This window comes from Rhodococcus opacus (genome assembly GCF_012396235.1).
In the GTDB taxonomy this organism is placed as follows: domain Bacteria; phylum Actinomycetota; class Actinomycetes; order Mycobacteriales; family Mycobacteriaceae; genus Rhodococcus_F; species Rhodococcus_F opacus.
On sequence record NZ_JAAXPA010000001.1, the window covers coordinates 155,881 to 170,342 of the forward strand.

A 14,462-nucleotide genomic window follows, 5' to 3' on the forward strand; every position below is an offset into this window, starting at 1 on the left:
ACGCCCGACCGGCAGCACCCGCAGGCCATGAATCCTCTGCACAGAGCGAGCACGACTGGTGCAGAGAATCCACCCGGCCGAGACCGACATTCTGCCTCTCGCCGGCATCTTCGACTTCTGGCGCAACTCCGATGTCCCCGACGAGGACCCGGACGCCGCAAGTGCACGCGCAGTAGCGACTGGGAGGGCCGCCCGATCTGCGCTGCCTGCAATCGGAAGTCCCGCAACGTCAATCATCTCGATCGCTTGGTTCGCCGAATTCTGGCGGTCAGCCCGGCGGCGCATGTCGACCGCGTCCGCCAGATCCTCGAGCGTGCAGAGAAAGCGCCGTCTAGCGACATAGATCTCCGGTGAGGTACCGCTGCAGATTGGGAGCGATCATGTCGATGATCCGTTCGTGTGAGGCCGAGGCCAGTGGTTCGATGGCGAGCAGATAGCGCATCGAAGCGAGACCCATCAGCTGGGTGGCGACGAGATTCGCGCGCCAACGCGCTAATTCGGGGTCGGGCTCCATCGACTCCGCGATCGGTTGCAGCGCTCGTTTGAGTAGGAACTCCCGCAACAGTGCGGCGCTGCGGTCATGTGCCATCGAACTTCGCAGTACAGCCACTGCCGCTGTTCCCGCGGGGGAATCCCAGAGATCGAGTGCGGTCCGCAGCAGCCGCTCGGCGATCCGGTCGCGAGGTCCTTGGAGGACTGAGTCGACGTATTGTCGCGGGTCGAACGGGGCGTCCATCACCGCGAGGAAGAGCTTCTCCTTGGTGCCGAAATAGTAGTGAACCAACGCCGTGTCCACTCCGGCGGATGCGGCAACCGCGCGTACAGTCGCCGCATCGTATCCGGCTCTCGCGAACTCTTCTCTTGCAGCGCTGAGGATTTGATCTCTGGTATCGGATGTTCCTGGGCGTCGTCCGCTTCGTGCACCTGCCGCCATCAGGACTCGATTGCTGCCCGGCGGTCGATCAGTACCATCGTCTCCTCCAAGGTGGCGGGCACCTCTGTCACCGCCGCTCTTAGCCCGGCTGAGTCGAGCGCCCTGCGCACATCGGCGGTGCTGACACCCGCTACCCGTACGACCCGTCCGTCGAGTGTCACCGGCAGCTGCGCCCTCATCAGCGCTTCGAACGTCCGTGCCCACTCCGCCGTCTGCACGGCGACCGCCCGTTGCCCTCCGATGATGTCGGCGAGGGTTCCGCGCGCCACCGGGCGTCCGTGGGACATGAGCACCAATCGGGTGCACTGCTGGGCCTCCTGCAAGTAGTGCGTGGTCACCAGTACCCCGCAGCCTGTGTCCGCCTGGTCGTGGATGGTGTCCCACAGCCGGGTACGGGCCAGCGGGTCTACGCCCGAGGTCGGCTCGTCCAGGATCACCAGTTCCGGTCGGTGCGACAGTGCGCAGTGGAACGCGAGCCGACGTTGCAACCCGAGCCCGATCTCCCGGACCGGACGCGCGGCAACCGCCTCGAGCGCCTCCGGTAAAGGTTGCTCGGACAGTCCGAATGCCTCGGCCACGAACTCGACGTTTTGCCGGACCGATAGTTCCTGGTAGAGCCCGAGACTCTGCGGCATGTAGCCGAGTCGGCGGAGGGTGTGCCGCGAGGGCGGTGCACCGAACACATCGATCGCTCCCCGATCGACCGCCTCGAGCCCGAGGATCATCCGGATCAGCGTGGTCTTGCCGGCCCCGTTCGCGCCGATCAAGCCGACGATCTCCCCCGAACGAACATGCAGTGACATGTCTCGGACTGCTGTGAACGCGCCGAAGTTCCGCCACACACCACGCACGTCGATCGCCACTCGCTCAGACATGCTCGGAGTTCCGCTGCTCGTTGCGTGCCAACATCAGCGCGATCACTGCGTCCTCTAGATCGGTGTGCTCGTCGCAGCGTCCCCGACCTGACGGGCTCCACACACGAAACATGCTTCCTCGCCTCCAGGTTCGGTTCGCAGCTTCACCCAGCGGCCGATTCCGTTCCGTACTGATCGTGCCCGGAATCGAGGCGATCATCTCGTCCGGTGTTCCCAACCCGAGGATCTCGCCGCCGTCGAGAACCAGCACTCGGTGTGCACGCTCGGCCTCGTCCAGGTACGTCGTCGACATCAGCACCGCGGTGCCCGCTGCCGCTGCTTCCGCCACCATCCGCCACAACTCCACCCGACTGACCGGATCCACGCCGGTGCTCGGCTCGTCGAGTAGCAGCACCAGAGGACGATGCAGCATCGCCATGCAGAAGCCCAGTTTGTGGCGCATGCCGCCAGAGAGCTGGCCGCCGAGCCGGTCGCCGACGCCGCCCAGACCTGCCGGGCCGAGTAGCCGAGCTTTTCGGTCGCCCAGCAGGTCCGGACTCATTCTGTAGGCGCTGCCCACGAATTCGATGTTCTCGTCCACCGTCAGGTCCCGCCACACCCCGGCGGTGCTCGGCTGAAACCCGATCTCGTCCTTTGCAGGCATCGTGACGGTACCGCTGGCAATCGGGATCCGGCCGGCCAGTGCCCCGAGCAGGCTGGTCTTGCCCGCCCCGTCGCCCCCAACCACCGCGGTGATCTCCCCGCGCGGAATATCGACAGTCACCCTGTCGAGCACGACCCGACCGCCGAGTCGCACTGTCAGCGCAGCCGCACCCCAAGCACGGTCACGTGAGGCCACTGCGTACCACCGCCTTACCCCTCGGTGCAATCGACCGCTTCAGCCGGAACACCGCCGCCCCGAAGATCAACAGTGCCATCGCGGTCAACACAGCAATCGGGATCCACAAGGTGCTCATACCGGCCCCACGCAGCATCACCCCCTGCGAGATCTTCGTGAAGTACGTCAGTGGAAGCAGGTACCCGATCCAGCGGACGCCTGGGGCCATGGCGCTGAGAGGAAAGATCATGCCGGACAGCAGGACCTGAGGCAGCAGCACCATCATCGCTGCCTGGATCGCTTGGCCGGTGGTCTTGGAGATCGTGGAGATGAACACCCCCAGACCGAGTACCGCGAACAAGAAGATCGCCGCCCCGAGCGCGAAGATCAGTGCGTTGCCGTTGAACGGTACCGAGAAGATCCAGATGCCGAGCAGAGTCACCGCCACCATGTCCACTGCGGCCAGCAGAAAATAGGGTGCAATCTTCCCGGAGATCACCGCGGCTGGCGAAAAGGGCATCACGGCAAGCTGTTCCAGTGTGCCCGCCTCACGCTCTTTGACCAGACCGATGCTGGTAATGATGGTGCCGATGAAGGTGAGGATAAGTCCGATGATTGCTGGCACCATCACCCATGATGTTTTCAGGTCGGGGTTGTACAGGACCTCGGAATCGACGGTGGGACCCATTCGCGCGACGACAATCTTGGCCGCTTGTGCGGCGAAGAGATTGGACCCGTCGATATACACGATCGGCTTCCCTGCCCCGGTGACGATCGCTAGGTCGGAAACGTCGTCGCGCAGTGCCGTGCGCGCCGTCGCGTCAGTACCCGCAGAATCGACGGTGTCGACGTGCAGAACCTGCGCCACCTGCGGGTCGGCCGCGAGGCGGTCCGCCACCGTGTTTGCGTTCGGTCCGACGATTGCCGTTTCGAGTGTCGTGATGGTGAAGTTCGCGGCGAATCCGAAGACGACTAGCAACAACAGCGGCAGCGCGACGAGCATGGCGAGGGTGCGTCGGTCTCGCCGTAGCTCACGAAATTCCTTGATGATCATTGCCCGCATGAGCACTCCCGAACCTGAGATACAGGCTTATCCATGAATTCATCGAATAATGAATTCAACGCTATGCCGCCTTGATGAGCACTGTCAATGGGCGCGGCGAAGCCAGGCGTCGCGGCTCCGTACTGGTGAAGATCACGGTCAGAGGGCCCGCGCCGCATCACCGGAGCGACCGTCGCCGTCGACAGCTCCGACCCCGCCCTCGCCCGCATTCGACTGCGCCACCTGTCCGGTGCTCCGATCTGTGCCGTGCGCTCCGCATCGTGCAGAACCATGTCGACTTCGACCCGTCGCTCTGGTCTGCGGCAAACCCCCCGGACTGCGTGAAGCTGAACCATCAGCCACCGATCAGCGTCCACTGCTCTGCGGGAATCTCCCGAGCGATCTCGGCGGCCTGCGGCCACGGCGGCCCCATCCACCGACCGGTGCCTCCACCGCCCACTCCGGCCGCGTCTCACCGGATGTCATCGAGCAACTCCCCTGGCACCCGCGCTTCGGCGCTTCGCTCCCGGGTGTCGAGCGAGTCCATCAAATCCACCGCAACAGTCGCCACCGGCAACGTCGTCGTCGTGAAAGACGGATCCGGCGTGGGCCCACACGGGACAGCCGGGTTTGTGGTCAGGTCAGGGAGTCGACGGGCAGGGCCGCCAGCCGCCACTCGAGCATGCCGTCGGCCAGCCGCGAGGCCTGCCGGCCGTGGTCGGTCAGCAGCCGGACCGCGTCGTGGGCGAGCACGCAGTAGGCGCCGCGGCAGTAGGCGACGATCTCCTGATCCGGCGGCAGGTCGGCCAGGTGATCGGCCAACTCGTCCAACGGAATCGACACCGCGCCGGGGATGTGCCCGGCCTGGTATTCCTCGCGGGGACGCACGTCGAGCACCGTCACCTTCCCCGACCGGGCCCGCTCGAGCAGCTGGTCCTTGCTGACGTGTTCGGTGTCGGCCGGGCCGAGATACGCGGCGGCGGCGGCCTCGACATCGGGCAGGTGGTCGTTGGCGACCGTGCGGACCAGCGCGAACAGCTGCGCCACGTCCTCGCCGGCGAGCCGGTAGAACACCTTGGTGCCCTCGCGGCGGGTGGCCACCAGATTGGCCTGCTTGAGGATCTGCAGATGCGCGGACGCGGTCGTCAGCCCCAGCTCGCAGGCGCGGGCAAGGGCGTCGACGGTGCGCTCGCCCTGGGCGAGCAGATCCAGCAGTTCGAGCCGCTTGCCGCTGCCCAGCGCCTTGCCGACCCGGGCGAACTGGTCGAACAGTTCGGTCTTCGCGATCCGATCACCCATGGCTTTCTCCAATCATCTTTGGAATAGTGTAGAACATGGATCGGGTGTTCCGCCCGGGACGCCCACGGAGCCGAGGCAGGGAGAAGGCCATGGCCGGGATCGATCTGGTGCCGCTCGTCGACGAGGGGCTCGGCAACTCCGCATATCTGGTGGACCTGGGCGACGGGCGGGCGTTGGTGGTCGACGTCAGCCGGGACCTGCGGGCGGTGCACGCCGCGGCCGCGCGCCGCGGGTTGACCGTCGCGTTCGCCGCCGACACCCACCTGCACGCCGACTTCCTTTCCGGCGCCCACCAGCTCGGCGCCACCGGCGGGACGCGGGTGCTGGCCTCCGCCGCCGGGGACCGGGAGTTCCCCCGCACCGGGCTGCGCGACGGCGACGAGGTGGACCTGGGCGGGCTGCGGTTGCGGGCCCTGATGACGCCCGGGCACACCCACGAACACCTCTGTTACCTGCTCCTCGACGGCGAGAAGGAGGTCGGGGTGTTCACCGGCGGCTCGCTGCTGGTCGGCTCTGCCGCCCGTACCGACCTGATCTCTCCGGAGCGCACCGAGGCCCTCACCCGCGCCCAGTACGCCTCCCTGCAACGGCTGGCCGCACTGCCCGGCGAGGTGGCGGTGTGGCCCACGCACGGGGCGGGCTCGTTCTGCTCGGCCCCACCCGGCGCCGAACGCACCAGCACCATCGCCCGCGAACGCGCCACCAACCCGTTGCTCGCCGCCCGCGACGAGGACGCGTTCCTCGACCAACTGCTGGGATCGCTGGGCAGCTATCCGCCGTACTTCCGCCGGCTCGGGGAGGTCAACCGACTCGGTCCTCCACTCCTCGACCAGGATCCGGTGCTGCCGGCGCTGACCGTCGACACCGTCCGCGCCCAGTTGGCCGGGGGCGCCGCCCTGATCGATGTGCGCGCGCTGGCCCGGTTCGCCGCCGAACACATCCCCGGTGCGGTGTCGATCCCGCTGCGGCCGGTCTTCGCCAGCTGGCTGGGCTGGCTCGCCCCGGCCGACCGGCCCCTGATCATCGTCCGCGACCAAGACCAGGACGTGGACGAGATCGTCTGGCAAGCAATGAAAATCGGGTACGACAATCTGATCGGTGAACTCGACGGCGGCCTCGCCGCCTGGACCGCCGCCGAACTCGCGGTGGCCGCCACGGCGCTGACCGGCCCCGACGGGGTCGGCAATGTCCGGGTCCTCGACATCCGTCAACGCCCCGAATACCTGGCCGGGCACTTGCCCGGCGCCATCCACATCGAACTCGGCGCCCTCCCGGGCCGGGTCGACGACCTGCCCCGCGAGCCCACCGTGGTGATGTGCGGGCACGGCGAACGCGCGATGGGCGCCGCCAGCCTGCTCGAACGCGCCGGCCACCGACAGCTGACGGTGCTCGAGGGCGGTCCCGACGACTGGGCCCACGCGACCGGGCGCACCCTCGAGACCGGCGCATGAGCAGAGACCGTCGCAGGAGCACCACCTCGCCCCGGCCGATCCGACTCGGCCTGGGCGCCAACCTCGCCCAGTTCAGCCTGCTCGTCGCGGTCAACGCCCTCGTCGGTGGCATGGTCGGCCAGCAACAGACCGTGCTGCCGCTGCTCGCCTCAGGCGAATTCGGGCTGACCGGCTACACCTTCATCTTCACCTACGTAGCCGCGTTCGGAATCACCAAGGCCGCCGCCAACTACTTCGCCGGAACCTGGTCCGATCGCTTCGGCCGCAAGCCGGTGCTGCTGGTGGGCTGGCTGTTCGCCATCCCCGTCCCGCTGATGCTCATCGCCGCCCCCAACTGGTGGTGGGTCGTGGCCGCCAACGTGCTCCTCGGCATCAACCAGGGCCTGACCTGGTCGACCACCGTGGTGATGAAGATCGACCTGGTCGGCCCCGCCCGCCGCGGCCTGGCGATGGGACTGAACGAGGCCGCCGGCTACGGCGCCGTGGCCGTCAGCTCGCTGATGGCCGGCTACCTCGCCGACCAGTACGGGCTACGACCGGCCCCGTTCCTGCTCGGACTCGCCTACACCGCGCTGGCCCTGCTGCTGTCCGGGGTATTCATCCACGAAACCCGCGACCACGCGCGCCTGGAAGCCACCCGGCACACCCCGCGTGCGGACGGAATGCACGATCACCTGCACGCGGATCTGACCAACCGGCAAATCGCTGCGGCAACCAGTTTCACCGAACCCGCCCTGTCCTCGGCGAGCCAGGCCGGGCTGGTCAACAACCTCAACTTCGGGCTCTCCTGGGGCCTGTTCCCCCTGCTGTTCGCCACCGCCGACCTGGGCGCCGGGCAGATCGGTGTGCTCTTCGCCCTCTATCCCGGCGTATGGGGCGCCGGACAATTGGTCACCGGCGCCCTTTCGGACCGGATCGGCCGCAAGCACCTGATCACCGCCGGCATGACCCTGCAAGCCGCAGCCCTGGCGCTGATCGCCGCCTCCCACGGCTTCACCGGGTGGGCGGCCGGCACGGTGCTGCTCGGGGCCGGCACCGCCATGGTCTACCCCACCCTGCTCGCCGTGATCGGCGACGTCGCACACCCGGCCTGGCGCGGCCGCGCCGTCGGGATCTACCGGGTCTGGCGCGACAGCGGCTATGCCGTCGGCGCGATCCTCGGCGGCATCGTCGCCGACCTGATGGGACTGCACGCCGCGGTGTGGGGTGCCGCCGCCGTCAGTGCCGCTTCGGCCCTGGCCGTCGCGGTCCGCATGTACGAAACCCACCCCCGACCCGTCAACACGAGCCCGCAGCGTGCGCCGAGGGGTTGATCGCATCCCGGGGGAATGCGCTGCGGCGGCAGCCCATACAAGGACCGGCGCCTGGCCGGCTCCCGAGTGCAGTCGGCATGAGCAGCAGGGTCGCGAGCGCACGGCTCGTCTGCACCGCAGGGATCGAATGCACCAGGTGAGCATGACCGCCCGTCCGTGTGGCGAGGACGTACGCCGCCTACGTGTGGGTCAAGATCGCGGACCAGATCCTCGAATCGATTGTAGGAAGTCCGGCGGGTTCGGGAAGTGCCGCGTTCATCATCCGGGGGCACCCGATTCACCGCCGTCTCGTCCGTCGAGGATGAGGTGGGCGCCACGGGAATGTCCTAGCACCTGTCCCGGTTGATCTATATATACCCATGGGGGTATTTTGGGAGATGTTGACCGAGGTGACGATGATGAAGCTGACCGACGACTTGCCGCGTACGTGTCTTCCGGACGATCGGGGTGGCGGTGCCCCGCAGTTGGTCGTGACCCGGGGCCCTGGGCCGGCGAAGGGTGCATCCCTTGCCGTCGACCGCGACATCACCGTGCTTGGCAGCCATCCCAGGTCGGAGATCGTGCTCGGCCACGGAACCGTCTCGCGTCGGCATGCCGAAATCCGCCGGGACGATGCAACGTTCACCCTGTGTGATGCCGGCTCTCTCAACGGAACTTATCTGAATCGGCAGCCCGTCGATTGCGCCGGACTGGTGGACGGCGACGAGGTTCAGATCGGAGTCTTTCGCATGCTCTTTCGACTACCCGCCGCGTCGTCGATGTGTCGGCCGACCGTAACGGCGACGCCGAAGATCGCGGGCACCCCGAGCGCCGGGCCGTAGTGCCCGCCGCTGATCATGAGGACCGCTGCAACGGTCAGCGGACCGATCACGCGCCGATCTGGTCGAGGGCCATCCGCGAGCAGGCTGACCGTACCGAACGCGACCACGAACCCCACGCACCCATCGACGGCAGCGCTTGCGAGATCGGGCGTTCCCCCGGCGGTGCGGAGGTTCCCGGCGGCGGGGTCGTGCGGTGTCACCCCTGCTCCTTGCGGGGGGCGGGGACCAACAGGACGGGTCGGCGGGCGTGGTGGACGAGTTTCGAGGACACCGATTCGCCGAGAAACCGCTCGAACAGGGACATTGCGCCGCCCCGGGAGGTGCCGATGATGATCATCAGGGCATCGTTCGCTTCGGCGATCGTGGTCAACAGTTGCGCAGGATTCCCTTCCCGCGAGTAGTAGGCCCAGTTGCCGGGCAGCGCGGCCAGCATGGTGCAGGCCTCCCGGCGTTCTTGTTCGACGGCGTCGGCGAAGCGCTGTTCCCAGTCGTCCCGGTCGGGTTCGACGGGCATGTCGTCGATGTCGACGATGTGCGCGACGTGCAGAAAAGCATTGAGTCGGCCCGCGAGGTCCATCGCGTGGGTCAGGGCGGCGTGGCTGGCCGGGTGCCGGTCGAAGCCGACCACCAGATGGCACACCACCGGAGTGGAGGTCGCGGGACCGTCGACACGCAGCGGGGTGCGCCAGTCCCGCAGCGTCTCCCGCGTCGGGTGGTTGTCGTTATTGGTCATGGTCGTCTTCTCCTCACACCCCATCAGCCAGGGCGAGACCGGCACTGCCGGCGACGGTCACCAGCAGGGTGCCGCCCGCGCGACGCCGGGTGGCGTACCGCTGGCGTGGGATCAGCCGCACGGTCTCGAAACTGGCGGTACTGAAGGTCGTGTACCCGCCGCAGAACCCGACACCCACGATCAGCTGAATTTCCAGCAAGACATCGTGAAAAGGGAACCAATCCGGCTACGAACCCGAGGAGCAGCGCCGGTCACGTTGACGATCGCCGTCGCCCACGGAAACTCCGACGTCCGCCGGTGTTTGATCGCCCCATCCACACCGAATCGGGCGATCGCCCCTATCGCTGCCGACGCACTCGATCCACCACACCATCATCGGGTCGCCTCCTGCGCCGTGACTGAAGGTGCGTGCCGATCGCAATTCCCGCGGTGGTGGCCACCAGACGCGGTCAACCGCGCGCTGCTGGCCAGTCTCGATCCTCGCCTGACCGATGTCGGGCAAGACACAGCCTGCTGGAATGAGGCGTCTGGATCAGTACGACCAGAAGCCTCCCTGCGTCCCTCGTGTGATGCGGGATTGGCCAGTCCCGGCCCGCTCTGTCAGCTCTTCGGCTCGGGGGTGCGCAGGTTCGGCGACGACGGTGACCCGTCCAAGTCGATCGTCGAGCGCACGGTCGAGCGCATCGAGATAGGCATCGGTGAACGCGAAGCCGAAATCCCCGAGGTGGATCAGGACGTCGGCGTTGCGTTTCGCCGCATGTGCGATGGCCACGACACCGTATGCCGTGTTGGCGTGCCAGTCCCCCGCGATCGCCACCCGCCCAGGGCTGGTGCACAGAAATCGCCCGGTACCGGGGTTCTCGAGCTGGTGGTGGAGCATCTCAAACCACCTCTCTCGCTGCGTTTTCGGCGGGCGCGCCAGTCGCCGGACCGGAGCGCGTGTGCTCGGTCGATGCCAACCATTGCGTTGGCATACAGCGCGTGTCGCTCACGCGATCCGCTGTTCGTGCTGTTGCCCGTGAGGTCCGATACCGGGCGTCGTGCCTGGGCGGTCTTCTGGCTGCGGGACCTCTCCGCCGTGGCGCACAACTATCGTCCACCGGTTTTCGGGGGGCGAGATCGTGCACTGGGTCGTCAGTCGGGGTGTCCGCCGTGCGGGACGGTCAACGGGAGGGACCGGCCGACGAGACTTCGCCGCAGGATCGGCAGGGATGTCGCGATCTGCCGGATCTGTGTGACGGAGGCGGCTTGCGGGGCCGCGATCATCGCCGGGACCCCGGCATCGCCCGCCTCGCGCAGTTCGATGTCGAGTGGCACCTGCCCCAGGAGCGGTGCGGCGATGGCCTCGGCGAGACGCTGACCACCTCCGGCGCCGAACAGCGGGGTGCTCTCGTGGCACGACGAGCAGATCATCGCGGACATGTTCTCCACGACGCCGGCGACCGGCATCCGTGAGTCGCGGGCCATCCGGCCGACCCGCTGGGCGACGGTCTGGGCCGCCGGCTGCGGTGTGGTGACGACGATGAGCGCTGCGTCGGGCACGAGCTCGAGCAGCGAGAGCGTCACGTCGCCGGTGCCGGGTGGGAGGTCGATGAGCAGAACATCGAGTTCACCCCAGTACACATCGTCCAAGAACTGCTCGATCGCCTTGTGCAGCATCGGGCCACGCCAGACGACCGGCTCGTCGTCCCGGACGAAGAACCCCACTGACATCAACGCGACCCCGAAGGCCTCGACGGGCAGCATCAGTCCCTTCAGCGCGACCGGCGCTCGGCGCACCCCGAACAGGTGCGGGATGGAGTATCCCCAGACGTCGGCGTCGAGAATGCCGACCCGTTTCCCCTGCCGGACCAGGGCCACCGCAAGGTTGGCCGTGATTGTGGACTTACCCACGCCACCCTTGCCGGAGGCCACGGCATACACCTGGGTTGCCGAACCCAGTCCGAACGAGTTGGCGCCCCGTGGCCCGGCGCCGCGAAGGCGTGCGGCGAGCCGCATACGCTCGCCCTCGCCCATCGCCGCGAAGGCGACCTCGACGCCGGAGACGCCGGCGATGGCGCGGACTGCCGCGGTGACGTCGGTGGTGAGGGTCTCCTTCAGTGGGCATGAGGGCGTCGTGAGTCGGACAGTCACCCGCGCGACGCCGGAGCGGTCAACTTCCACCTCGCCAAGCATCCCGGCCTCCTCGAGGGGCAGGTGCAGCTCGGGATCCTCGACGCGTGCCAACGCGGTGCGCACGTCGGCCGGATCGACCTTCGCGTCGGCACGCCTCCGCGACAACAGGCTCATGGTCGCTCCTCCGCATCGGGCGATCGAAAGGCGCGTCGGCGGGGTTTGACCGGGCGCATCATGAACTCTGGACGGCGCAGCCCGGACCGGCTCGGTCCGGGACGGGTGTTGTCCATCCAGGCGCGGTACACCTCACGGGACCGCTGGGTGTCCACCACCACATCGCCGTACCGGTCGTCCACGTGGGCTCTCTCGACGCGCACCTTCTGGTGCCAGCAGTGCATGCCCGAGACCGGGTCGGGATGCACGGCGAATGCGAGGTTCTGGTGCACGCCGGGGTCGTCCCAGTAGATCCGGTCGCTGTCCGGGTCGTCACTGTGGAACGGCTTCACCCCTTCCTTGTAGCGCAGCCTCCACACCCCGTTGCCGTCGTTGCCGAGGTCGACCAGGCCCATCACCCACCGGGATCCCGCGTTCTCGGACGTGCGCCACCGGCCCATGTGGTGGGAGAGCCCCATGACGCCGGGGCGGATCGCCTCGGTGGACCAGACGCGGGCCACGAAGTAGCCGATCTCGGTGTTGACCCGGACCAGATCGCCCGTGCCGACCCCGAAGCGCCCGGCGTCCACGCTGTTCATCCACAGGGGATGGGTGTTGCTGATCTCGTTGAGGTACTTGGCATTACCTGATCGCGTGTGGACCAGGGTCGGGAGCCGGAAGGTCGGCATCAGCACAATCTCGTTGTTGGCCTGGTCGATCGAGCGGTAGCTGACGTGGGACTCGATGTAGCCGGGTGTGGCGTACTCCTCCCACCCGAAGTCGACCATGGTGTCGCTGAACAGCTCGAGTTTGCGCGACGGCGTGAGCCAGCCGGCGGTCCTGCTGCCGTCCGCGTGGACGACTCCCACCGCACCCGCCTCCCCGACCAGCGGCGGGGTCGAATCGAGGGTGACGGGTTTGCGGAGCACACCGTTGCCGTCCGGGGTCGCCCCTTCGGTTTCGGCGTCCGACAGTGGCCGCTCGTCGAGTCGATAGGCATCCTTGGCGACCTCGAACACGCCGTACTTTCGCATGTATTGCAAGGGGGTCAGCCCCTGGTCGGCGGCAGCTTGTGGCAGGCCGGGCACGCTGTTTTCGAAGACCCAGCGGTAGTACTCGTCGACGGTGACCTTCTCGCCCGGCCGGTACGGCGACTCGAAGTACTTCCGGATGCCGAGGCTGCCGTCGGGGTCGATGCGCCAGGACAGCTCGAACCAGAATTCGTTCTCCTCCCACACCTCCCCCGGGTTGGATTCACGGGAGTCGGACACGAGCCGGCCCATCTTCTCCATGGCCACCCGGGTGACCGGCTGGCGGAATCCGAGCCACTTGCCGGCGTACTGCTCGTAGGACTGGGTGTCGTGCCGTTCGGTGCTGTGCCCCATCGGCAGGACGTAGTCCGCGAACGTCGCCGTCTCCGACCACGTCGGGGTGAGTGCAACGTGGCAGCCGACGAGCTGTTCGTCGGTCAGGGCCTTCAGCCAGCTGAAGCCGTCGGGGTTGGTCCACACCGGGTTGTAGACGCGGGAGAAGTACATCGACAGCTTCCCGCGGCCGTCCTCGAGCAGGTGAGGCAGCAGGATCGACATCTCGTTGGTCGACAGTGGGAACTCCGCCGGCCAGATCATCTCGTTCCACGACTGGTGTCCCTCGGGGACGTTGGGGCCGTGGGCGATGATCTTGTCCCAGCCGTTGGGGCTGGTGCCGCCCTTGGTGCCGACGCTGCCGGTGAGCACGTTGAGGAAGAACAGGGCCCGCGACACCTGCCACCCGCCGAGGTTGCCGGACGCCGCGGCGCGCCAGACGTGTGCCGACAGTGCTGTACCGGCGGTGGCGACGATCCGGGCTAGCTCGGCAATCTGCTCCTCGGGCACCTGCGCCTCCTGCGCCGCGTAGGCGAAGGTGTATCCGGCGTAGTCCTCGGTCAACGCGCGGATGAACTGGTCGAAGTCGTCGGCAGGGTGCTCGGGGTGGCGGCGTGTCATGTACGTCGACCAGTTCACCCAGCGGCGGATGAATGCCCGGTCGATCTGACCGGTTCGGAGCAGGTACGCCGCGACGGCCAGCAGGATCGCGGCTTCGCTTCCTGGCCACGGGGCAATCCAGAGGTCGGCGTGGGAGGCCGTGTTCGACAGCCGCGGATCGAGCACGACGACCGTGGCTCCGCCCTCGATCTTGCCCTCCATGATCCGTTGCGCGTGCGGGTTGAAGTAGTGCCCGGCCTCGAGATGACTCGAAATCAGCAGGATCACCTTCGCGTTCGCATAGTCCGGCGAGGGCCGGTCGTAGCCGCCCCAGAGCGAGTAGCCGAGCCGCGCGCCGGCGGAACAGATGTTCGTGTGGCTGTTGTGCCCGTCTACGCCCCACGCCAGCAGGAACCGTTCGGCGAAGCCGTCCTCGCCGGGCCGCCCGACGTGGTACATGACCTCGTCCCGGCGGTCCTCGACGATGGCGGCCCGGATCCGGGCCGCGATGTCGTCGAGCGCGTCGTCCCAGCTGACCCGATCCCACCGGCCGCTGCCGCGCGTGCCGACGCGCTTGAGCGGGTGCAGGATCCGCTCGGGGTCGTTGACCTGGTTGATCGTCGCGGGACCCTTGGCGCAGTTGCGCCCTCGCGAGCCCGGGTGGGCGGGGTTGCCCTCCACCCTCTTGATGGACATGTCGGACTTGTCCACGTAGGCGAGCAGTCCGCAGGCCGACTCGCAGTTGAAGCACGTGGTGGGCACCAGCATGTACTCGTGTGGCACCTTGCGCGGGTGCGCCTTGGCGTCGTATTCGACGTGGTGGTCCCAGTTCTCGACCGGCGGGAAGTTCCGCAGCCGTTCGTGCGTGCGTTCGCCCGGCATCGCCGGCGAGGCCGGTGTGCGGTCCGTCTCGGCAGTCATGGCTGGTCCCTTCGGCGTGGTCGT

The 14,462-nt window shown here is 67.6% G+C and carries 13 protein-coding genes and 1 pseudogene; 3 read left to right on the forward strand and 11 right to left on the reverse strand.

Annotation, left to right across the window (positions count from 1 at the left end):
• Positions 1-331 precede the first annotated feature (331 nt).
• From HGB39_RS00590 to HGB39_RS00610, 5 genes are all read right to left on the reverse strand, one after another.
• Positions 332-934, reverse strand: coding sequence for a TetR/AcrR family transcriptional regulator (locus HGB39_RS00590; RefSeq protein ID WP_037203932.1), 603 nt, complete (start codon positions 932-934; stop codon positions 332-334).
• Positions 934-1,797: an ABC transporter ATP-binding protein gene (locus tag HGB39_RS00595; RefSeq protein ID WP_005257413.1), complete on the reverse strand. Its 864-nt coding sequence runs from the start codon at positions 1,795-1,797 to the stop codon at positions 934-936. The genes HGB39_RS00590 and HGB39_RS00595 overlap by 1 nt, the downstream gene beginning before the upstream one ends.
• A gap of 4 nt (positions 1,798-1,801) precedes the next feature.
• Entirely contained in the window at positions 1,802-2,572 is a 771-nt protein-coding gene (locus tag HGB39_RS00600; RefSeq protein WP_005561000.1) for an ABC transporter ATP-binding protein, read from the reverse strand.
• Positions 2,573-2,633: 61 nt separating this feature from the next.
• Complete coding sequence (locus tag HGB39_RS00605) at positions 2,634-3,680, reverse strand: ABC transporter permease (RefSeq protein WP_005560999.1); 1,047 nt, start codon at positions 3,678-3,680, stop codon at positions 2,634-2,636.
• Between the two features lie 624 nt (positions 3,681-4,304).
• A complete protein-coding gene (locus HGB39_RS00610; protein ID WP_064080452.1) occupies positions 4,305-4,967 on the reverse strand; it encodes an ArsR/SmtB family transcription factor in 663 nt (220 codons plus the stop codon).
• An 89-nt stretch (positions 4,968-5,056) separates the two neighbouring features.
• Here HGB39_RS00610 and HGB39_RS00615 point away from each other — a divergent pair, with 89 nt between their 5' ends.
• From HGB39_RS00615 to HGB39_RS00625, 3 genes are all read left to right on the forward strand, one after another.
• Positions 5,057-6,418 carry an MBL fold metallo-hydrolase gene (locus HGB39_RS00615; protein ID WP_064080451.1) on the forward strand — a complete coding sequence of 454 codons (1,362 nt, stop codon included), beginning with the start codon at positions 5,057-5,059 and terminating at the stop codon, positions 6,416-6,418.
• A complete protein-coding gene (locus HGB39_RS00620) occupies positions 6,415-7,731 on the forward strand; it encodes an MFS transporter (RefSeq protein WP_064080450.1) in 1,317 nt (438 codons plus the stop codon). Before HGB39_RS00615 ends, HGB39_RS00620 begins: the two co-directional genes overlap by 4 nt.
• A 398-nt stretch (positions 7,732-8,129) precedes the next feature.
• Positions 8,130-8,552 (forward strand): FHA domain-containing protein, encoded by a 423-nt coding sequence (locus HGB39_RS00625; protein ID WP_100228373.1) that lies wholly within the window; start codon positions 8,130-8,132, stop codon positions 8,550-8,552.
• Here the strand turns inward: HGB39_RS00625 and HGB39_RS00630 are convergent.
• The 6 genes and pseudogenes from HGB39_RS00630 to HGB39_RS00655 all read right to left on the reverse strand — a co-directional run bounded on the left by HGB39_RS00630 (position 8,441) and on the right by HGB39_RS00655 (position 14,438).
• The gene (locus HGB39_RS00630; RefSeq protein ID WP_005257434.1) at positions 8,441-8,752 is read right to left on the reverse strand and encodes a hypothetical protein; all 312 of its coding nucleotides are present in this window, start codon (positions 8,750-8,752) and stop codon (positions 8,441-8,443) included. The genes HGB39_RS00625 and HGB39_RS00630 overlap by 112 nt on opposite strands.
• Positions 8,749-9,285, reverse strand: a complete 537-nt coding sequence (locus HGB39_RS00635) for a universal stress protein (protein WP_005257435.1) — start codon at positions 9,283-9,285, stop codon at positions 8,749-8,751. The genes HGB39_RS00630 and HGB39_RS00635 overlap by 4 nt, the downstream gene beginning before the upstream one ends.
• 13 nt (positions 9,286-9,298) lie before the next feature.
• Positions 9,299-9,627, reverse strand: a pseudogene (locus tag HGB39_RS00640) (fluoride efflux transporter FluC).
• A 190-nt stretch (positions 9,628-9,817) separates the two neighbouring features.
• Positions 9,818-10,165, reverse strand: coding sequence for a hypothetical protein (locus HGB39_RS00645; protein WP_005571916.1), 348 nt, complete (start codon positions 10,163-10,165; stop codon positions 9,818-9,820).
• Positions 10,166-10,419: 254 nt separating this feature from the next.
• Positions 10,420-11,574 carry an Mrp/NBP35 family ATP-binding protein gene (locus tag HGB39_RS00650; protein WP_005571918.1) on the reverse strand — a complete coding sequence of 385 codons (1,155 nt, stop codon included), beginning with the start codon at positions 11,572-11,574 and terminating at the stop codon, positions 10,420-10,422.
• Positions 11,571-14,438 (reverse strand): molybdopterin-dependent oxidoreductase, encoded by a 2,868-nt coding sequence (locus tag HGB39_RS00655; RefSeq protein ID WP_005571919.1) that lies wholly within the window; start codon positions 14,436-14,438, stop codon positions 11,571-11,573. Before HGB39_RS00655 ends, HGB39_RS00650 begins: the two co-directional genes overlap by 4 nt.
• Positions 14,439-14,462 lie beyond the last annotated feature (24 nt).

Bases quoted from the DNA above. Each gene is read 5' to 3' on its own strand.
- HGB39_RS00590 (WP_037203932.1), bottom strand. From the start codon at position 934: ATGGCGGCAGGTGCACGAAGCGGACGACGCCCAGGAACATCCGATACC.
- HGB39_RS00605 (WP_005560999.1), bottom strand. From the start codon at position 3,680: ATGATCATCAAGGAATTTCGTGAGCTACGGCGAGACCGACGCACCCTC.
- HGB39_RS00610 (WP_064080452.1), bottom strand. From the start codon at position 4,967: ATGGGTGATCGGATCGCGAAGACCGAACTGTTCGACCAGTTCGCCCGG.
- HGB39_RS00615 (WP_064080451.1), top strand. From the start codon at position 5,057: ATGGCCGGGATCGATCTGGTGCCGCTCGTCGACGAGGGGCTCGGCAAC.
- HGB39_RS00620 (WP_064080450.1), top strand. From the start codon at position 6,415: ATGAGCAGAGACCGTCGCAGGAGCACCACCTCGCCCCGGCCGATCCGA.
- HGB39_RS00625 (WP_100228373.1), top strand. From the start codon at position 8,130: ATGAAGCTGACCGACGACTTGCCGCGTACGTGTCTTCCGGACGATCGG.
- HGB39_RS00635 (WP_005257435.1), bottom strand. From the start codon at position 9,285: ATGACCAATAACGACAACCACCCGACGCGGGAGACGCTGCGGGACTGG.
- HGB39_RS00645 (WP_005571916.1), bottom strand. From the start codon at position 10,165: ATGCTCCACCACCAGCTCGAGAACCCCGGTACCGGGCGATTTCTGTGC.
- HGB39_RS00650 (WP_005571918.1), bottom strand. From the start codon at position 11,574: ATGAGCCTGTTGTCGCGGAGGCGTGCCGACGCGAAGGTCGATCCGGCC.
- HGB39_RS00655 (WP_005571919.1), bottom strand. From the start codon at position 14,438: ATGACTGCCGAGACGGACCGCACACCGGCCTCGCCGGCGATGCCGGGC.